The 6042-nt window shown below is 51.3% G+C and carries 8 protein-coding genes; 1 reads left to right on the forward strand and 7 read right to left on the reverse strand.

The features are described 5' to 3' along the window. Positions 1-105: 105 nt before the first annotated feature. Positions 106-474, forward strand: coding sequence for a hypothetical protein (locus AC128V_RS06220; protein ID WP_482763811.1), 369 nt, complete (start codon positions 106-108; stop codon positions 472-474). Here AC128V_RS06220 and AC128V_RS06225 read toward each other — a convergent pair. The 7 genes from AC128V_RS06225 to AC128V_RS06255 form a co-directional block, all read right to left on the reverse strand. Next, a complete protein-coding gene (locus tag AC128V_RS06225; protein WP_482763812.1) occupies positions 471-1565 on the reverse strand; it encodes a glycosyltransferase in 1095 nt (364 codons plus the stop codon). The two genes, AC128V_RS06220 and AC128V_RS06225, sit on opposite strands and share 4 nt — an antisense overlap. A 56-nt stretch (positions 1566-1621) precedes the next feature. Further along, positions 1622-2518 carry a bifunctional DNA-formamidopyrimidine glycosylase/DNA-(apurinic or apyrimidinic site) lyase gene (gene mutM / locus AC128V_RS06230; RefSeq protein WP_482763813.1) on the reverse strand — a complete coding sequence of 299 codons (897 nt, stop codon included), beginning with the start codon at positions 2516-2518 and terminating at the stop codon, positions 1622-1624. Further along, entirely contained in the window at positions 2518-3192 is a 675-nt protein-coding gene (gene rnc / locus AC128V_RS06235) for a ribonuclease III (RefSeq protein WP_482763814.1), read from the reverse strand. The genes mutM and rnc overlap by 1 nt, the downstream gene beginning before the upstream one ends. 2 nt (positions 3193-3194) lie before the next feature. Beyond that, complete coding sequence (gene rpmF / locus AC128V_RS06240; RefSeq protein ID WP_482763815.1) at positions 3195-3398, reverse strand: 50S ribosomal protein L32; 204 nt, start codon at positions 3396-3398, stop codon at positions 3195-3197. 2 nt (positions 3399-3400) lie between these two features. Continuing rightward, a complete protein-coding gene (locus AC128V_RS06245) occupies positions 3401-3907 on the reverse strand; it encodes a YceD family protein (protein ID WP_482763816.1) in 507 nt (168 codons plus the stop codon). Then, positions 3904-4422, reverse strand: coding sequence for a pantetheine-phosphate adenylyltransferase (gene coaD, locus AC128V_RS06250; RefSeq protein ID WP_482763817.1), 519 nt, complete (start codon positions 4420-4422; stop codon positions 3904-3906). The genes AC128V_RS06245 and coaD overlap by 4 nt, the downstream gene beginning before the upstream one ends. Then, positions 4397-6042 (reverse strand): ATP-dependent DNA helicase RecG (locus tag AC128V_RS06255; RefSeq protein WP_482763818.1); only part of this gene is annotated, 1646 nt, incomplete at its 5' end. The genes AC128V_RS06255 and coaD, both read right to left, overlap by 26 nt.

The raw sequence follows: 6042 nt of genomic DNA on the forward strand, positions 1-6042 counted from the left end.
TTGCCCGTGAAGACGAGTGTGTTGAGGTAACCCCTGAAGCGACTCGTATTCGCAAGCTTGAGCTTGATCCAAACGTCAGAGCTCGTCAGGCATCGGCGCGCAAGCGTGCCAGCCAGTCCTAAAAAAGCCCTCGGGCTTTTAGGGTCGGCTTTTGCCGGCGCATTTGTCGCGGTGGCCGGAACGGTTGCTCACCAAACCAAGGTCAGTGGCGCACCGGTTGGCTTAGTGGTTGCAGGCATTGTGGTGCTGGCATTTGCAATGCAGGCGAGGATTCAAACCGGGAAACTCGGTGCAATCTTCTTTGCCGCAGCATTGGCAGCAACAATCTTTTGGACTGGTTTGGAATTTCACAAAGACAAGATGATTCCGGCTAATGACCTGGGATTATTCTGGTCCTACGGAGCAATCGGCCTGGCGGCAATTGTTGTGATTTGGCCAAAGCTTTCTAGGTCACTTTGGAGCAAGAAGATCTAAAGGTTGTAAAAACCCTGGGCAATCTTGGCAACGTCTTCGGCGTTGGCCTTTGTGTGAATAATCTCTCGGTTCTTGTTCGAAAGAGATTGGTTCTCGGCAAGCTTTAGTCCCGCCAAAATAGCCTCTTGAACTTTCGGGACGGTTGTTTCTGTCACCTTCACACCGGAATCGGTAAACCACTCATCACAGCACGCCGTTGCGGTCTGCACCGGAATAGCGCCCATCGCCATTGATTCCAATAGCGATGTGCTGATGCCATCTGAGAGCGATAGGCCGACATAGATTTTGGCACTGGCAAAAAGTTCAAGAACTTGATTGTGGCTGAGTTTTCCCTTGCCAAAAACGGTGATGTCTAAACCAGCTCGCCTGGCGATTTGATTTGCCAACCTGATAGTCCCTCGGTTTGCCGAGTAAACGACTAGGCGATAGGACTTCAAATCTCCTGCTATTGCCTCGACGGCTTCTAGGGCAACCTTCGCCCTGCCAACCCAACCGTGGTAACCCTTGATTGCAATCACCTTACGGTCTTGCAACAGTGGGACTTTCTGGTCGAGGACTTCTTTCGAGAAACCCCCTGCGTTAGGAATCACCGGCATTACCTGACCCTGGAACCCAAGGCTGTGGGCAAGGGAAACATCCCTATTGCATTCGCAGGAGTAGTAGTCAGCTACCGAGAGGAGATGCTTTAGCTTGTCGCGATGCTTAGGGAACTGCTGGAACCAAAAAATATCGCTCCCCCAGTTGGTAGCAATCAACTTTGAATTGGATTTTGAAGTCATGGCTTTGGCGGCAATGTAGCCAGCATTTTGCAATTCCATCGCGTGCACAAAGTCAGGCTTGAAAGTCTTTATCGCACGCTTTACCAGGCTTGACCTAAACCAGTTGTCTACAAGTTTGTCCGCGATCCAAAGCGGTAGGCCAAAAAATCGACTTAGGGGAAACTGCTTGTAGCTTGCGGCGCTGTTGCCAGCAACCAGACTCTTGAGGTTTTTGTGAATTCTGCGATGTGGCGAAGATGGGAAAAGCAAGAACTCGATGTCTTGGTCTTGAAACTGAGATAACCACCTGGCGGAGTGAATGCTGTCAAACATGCAGATGACAAGGATTCTCTTGCGCATTTTCTCCCCGGTCAAAGAATTCACTCAGCCTAACGCTTTTGGCATTTGGGGCAGAAGTGTGAACCGCGGTTAGCCCAAGCCTCGCGCTTGATTGGAGTCCCACAGCGCTTACAAGGCAAGCCAGTCATGCCATAGGCATTGAGCGACTGCGAGAAGTAACCGCTCTCGCCGTTTACGTTTTTGTATTGCTCGTCAAAAGAGGTTCCGCCTTGCGCAACCGCCTTGCGAAGAACGTCAGCTGCAATCTCAATCAGCTCCAGATGCTTCTTCTTAGAAATACTCGAGGCCTGTTTGTCATAGTGAAGCTTTGCCACCCAAAGGCTCTCATCGGCATAAATGTTGCCGATGCCACTGAGGAGATTCTGATCCAGCAAAACCCTTTTGATGCCTGAGTTTTTCTTCGACATCTTTGTCGCAACAGCGTCAACGTCAAAGTGAGGATCTAGTAAGTCCCTTGAGATGTGAGCGACGGTTGAGGGAATGACTGCAGCAGCCTCTGCTTCAGGTGAGAAGCCCGCAGGAAGCGCATCAGAGGTTGGCACAAGGTCATCGATCATTAGACCGCCAAATAGGCGCTGATCAACAAAGCGAATCTCTAGCGGCTCATGAGCCTCGGTCTGCACGTGAATTACGACTCTGGTCTGTGGATCTGGCGCAAATCCTGGAGTTCTAACCAGAATCTGTCCGCTCATGCCTAGGTGTCCAACCAAAGCTCGGCCACTAGACAGCGTTAGCCAGAGAAACTTGCCTCGCCTAACAACCGATTCAAGCCTTGATCCGGTGAGCTCCTCGACAAAGCCCTGAACGCCAGAGACATTTCGCTTCAGCGACCTAATGTCTGAAATCTCGATTCCGGAAACCGTTGCTCGGACAAGATGCTCTGCGAGGCCCGCGCGAACTGTTTCGACCTCAGGTAGTTCTGGCACTACTTCTCCGCCAAAAGTCGCAAAGCTGCGATTGCCGCCTGAGTCTCTGCACCGCGCTTGGTGGTGCCATCGCCTTGGGCTAGCTCTTTATCGCCAGAGAAGCAGGTTGCGGTGTAGATCATCTCGTGCTCAGGCCCGGCACTTGTGATCTCGTAGCGAGCCGGTTCGCGCTTTAGCTTCTGAAGCTTTTCCAATAGCGAAGTCTTAGGGTCTGATGCTTCGCGAATCGCATCTGGGTCATCTAGCAACGGGACGATGTGTTTTTCAACTATCGCACTTGCGGACTCAAGACCGAAAGATAGGAAGGCCGCCCCGAGGATTGCCTCAAAGGCATCAGCAAGAACGTTTACTTTGCTTCTGCCGCCAGTTTGTTCTTCACCTTTACCCAGCAGCAAGAATTCGCCAAGACCAATGCGGTTGGCTGCGGTTGCCAGAGCTTGCGCAGAAACCACGCCATTTTTTAGTTTGGTGAGTTCACCCTCGTTTAGTGGGGTGTGGTCCTTAAAAACTTGAACGGCTACCAAGTAGCCGAGGATTGAATCCCCGAGAAACTCGAGCCGTTCGTTGTTTTCTCCGCCTTTTTCATAGGCGTAAGAAGAGTGGGTCAGGGCTAGTTGCAGAAGCTCGGGTGAGATGTTGCCCCCGAGCCGCGACTGCAGCTCGCTAAAGCCCATTATTAAGCGTCAGCTACCTTGCGGCCCTTGTACTCCATGTAGAGCTCAGTGCCGACAGAGTCGGTTACAACCTTGGCGCGGTGAGGCAGGCTGTAAACGGTCTTACCGTTCTCGATGGTCTTCACCAGGGTAACTGGCGCAGCCTTCCACATTGAACGACGTGCGTGAGTGTTAGCACGTGACTTGCGTCTCTTTGGTACTGGCATGGCTACTCTTCCTTGCTAAGTAAGTCTTTTAGGGCTTCGAATCTGGGATCAACCACATTCTCATGCTTGTGTTCAGGTTCTTCGCTCAACCTAAATCCACATTCCACACACAAGCCAAGGCAATCCTTGTTGCATACGGGTTGGAAAGGAAGACTCAAAACTACTGAATCTATGACTACCTGCTCTAAATCAACGTGTTCGTTGGTAACAAGCAGCTCGTCATCCGAGGAGTAAGAATAGGCGAAAAGCTCCTGAAAATCCACCTCAATCTTCAGATTCATGTCTTCTAGACACCTTGAACACATGGTTTTTGCCTCGGCAAAGATCTCACCGGTTGCCAAAATGCCCTCGTGGACAGATTCAAGGCGCAATTCAAGCTCAACCTCAGCACCGGTTGGAATAGCTACGACCTCGGTTCCAATTGGCTCAGCCAATGGGATATCAAGCTCTAGCTCACGCATGAGCCCGGGACGCTTCATGAGATCGTGAACTGGTACTAGAAAACTCACTTTGAGAGCCTTTCGCTAAGTCTTTTGGCAACATCGACATTCAGATACCCAGAGATATCTCCACCAAGTTTTGCAACTTCTTTCACCAAAGAGGATGAGACATAACCATGGACAGGCTCTGCCGCCATGAAAACAGTCTCCAAGTTGGCCAAATCGCGGTTCACCTGAGCCATAGGAAGTTCGTATTCGATATCTCCAGCGGTTCTAAAACCCTTGAGAATCACCTTCGCACCCAAAGACTTAGCGTGATCAACCAGCAAGCCAGACTCCAAAGCTGAGACTTCAACGTTCGTAAGGTGCTTGGTCGCCAACTTCACCATCTCAAGGCGTTCAGTAACTGAGAAAAGCGGATTTTTGTTGGGGTTGTGAACAATCACAACGTGCAGTTTCGAAAATACCTCAGCCCCTCTTTCAATCACCGATTGGTGACCAAGAGTTAGCGGGTCAAAGGACCCAGGGTAGATGGCAACAGAATTCACAAGGTAAAGGTTAGCTGCGCTTGAGCGCTGCCGCATCTGCAAGTTCCAAAGCCTTGACTGTTTCGGCAGGCAATCCCGCAGCAATTAGGTCCTGAGCAAGCCCCTTGCACTGTTGAATTAGCTCAGCATCCTTGATTACTCGCAACAGCTTGAGCTGCGATTTTCCACCGGATTGCAAATTGCCCAGCACGTCACCTTCGCCACGAATTTCAAGATCCAGCTCGCTTAGCTTGAAGCCATCGACCGTCGATGCAACGGCATTGAGTCTCTCCATGGCCAAAGATCCTGGCTCACTCGCCGAAACCATTAGACAAACTCCTGGGTGTGCACCACGCCCGACTCGACCACGAAGCTGGTGTAGCTGCGAAATGCCAAATCGATCGGCATCCAGTATCACCATTGCGGTGGCATTGGGGACGTTCACACCCACCTCAATCACAGTCGTTGAAACCAAAACTTGCACTTCACCTGCGTTAAAGGCCTGCATTACCGCAGTTTTCTCTTCCAGCGACTGCCTGCCGTGCATCAGACCGATGTTTAGGCCAGCCAAAGCTGGATTCAGCTTGAGGGCCTCAACTACCTCCACCGCTGCAGCTGGAGCCGGTCCTTGCTCTTCTTCTTCCTCGGTTGGCTCGAAGTCTTCTTCGACCAGCTCGCCGTCGATCCTTGGGCAAACCACAAAAGCCTGACGACCCGCCTTTACCTCCTCGGCCACGCGCTGCCAAACTCTGGCAACCAGAGCTGGCTTTGCAAGTTCAACTACGTGGCTAGAGATTGGCTGTCGACCTTTTGGAAGCTCAACCAGCGTAGAGATTTCCAAGTCGCCAAAAACTGTGATTGCCATGGTTCTTGGGATTGGGGTTGCGGTCATAGTCAGAACGTGAGGCGCAGTTTTGCCTTTGGCCCTGAGCGCTTCCCTTTGGCCAACACCAAAGCGATGCTGCTCGTCCACGACAACAAACGAGAGGTCAAAGAATTGCACCTTTTCGCTAATCAGAGCGTGAGTTCCGATTGCCAAGAGGCACTTACCGCTGGCGATGTCCAACATGGCTATCTTGCGCTCTGCCGTTGACATCTGACCGGTTAGCAGCCTTAGCCCAAGCGCTCTTGAGAGTTCGTCTCCGAGCGAGCTTCTAATGGACTCAAAGTGCTGAGATGCCAAGACCTCTGTAGGAGCAAGCAGTGCGCTCTGACCACCTGATTGAGCAACCGTTAGCACAGCACGAAGGGCAACCAATGTCTTACCCGATCCAACTTCACCCTGCAAAAGCCTGTGCATTGGGTGGCCAGAGGCTAGATCTATTTCTATCTCTTGGCCTACTATCCGCTGACCGTCGGTGAGCTCAAATGGCAATCGCTTATCAAAGGTTCCTAGTAGCTCACCAGGAGTCCTAATTGAAGCTTTGACTTGGTTGCGCTTTGACCTGGACTGCGCCAATTGGATTTGCAAAAGCATTGCTTCGTGAAAGCGAAGCGAGTCTCTAGCTGCCTGCCACTCGCTATCAATCTTTGGGACATGTATCTGCTTTATCGATTCAGAAAGCGACAGCATCTTGTGCTTTTTCAAAAGGTTGGCCGGGAGAACTTCTTGGATCTCACCAAGTGCAGAAAGCGCTAGTTCGACAGACTTCTGAATCTTCCAGGTGCTGAGGGTTC

The sequence above is a fragment of the Aquiluna sp. genome (assembly GCF_965064355.1).